Origin of the sequence: Paenibacillus terrae (genome assembly GCF_000943545.1) — a bacterium.
In the GTDB taxonomy this organism is placed as follows: Bacteria; Bacillota; Bacilli; order Paenibacillales; family Paenibacillaceae; genus Paenibacillus; species Paenibacillus terrae_A.
Genome location: NZ_JTHP01000208.1, coordinates 1 through 361, shown reverse-complemented (window position 1 = coordinate 361; position 361 = coordinate 1). Strand labels below are relative to the sequence as shown.

Here is a 361-nt window from a genome sequence, read left to right as displayed (position 1 = left end):
CTTCTTCAAACTTTTGCTTCATATAGCTTTGTGCCTGATTGACTTCAAATCCCAGCTTATCTACAGGGTAAAGCTTCAACTTTTCAATAGCGACTTGAAACAAATCATCCGGCAGCAGTTTGTAAATGTCCCCATAAATCACATACATTTGCTTGGTCTTGCGATGCTGCCCAATAATTGAAATGGCCGAATAGTCATTCTTCTTTCCGGCTTTAATCGCTGGATCAATGTACATGGCAAGTTCCATCTCCTCAAACTCAGGCAACCTGCCCCAATACATGATATTCTGGAATATGTATTCATCGGTTGAACGCGGATCGTTTTGTAATTCTTTATAGAAACTTTTCTCGCCCATCGCTTG

Annotated in this window: 1 pseudogene; it reads right to left on the bottom strand. The window is 40.7% G+C overall.

What is annotated here, in order from left to right:
• Positions 1-361 (bottom strand): annotated as a pseudogene (locus QD47_RS33640) (phage terminase large subunit); the annotation flags it as partial.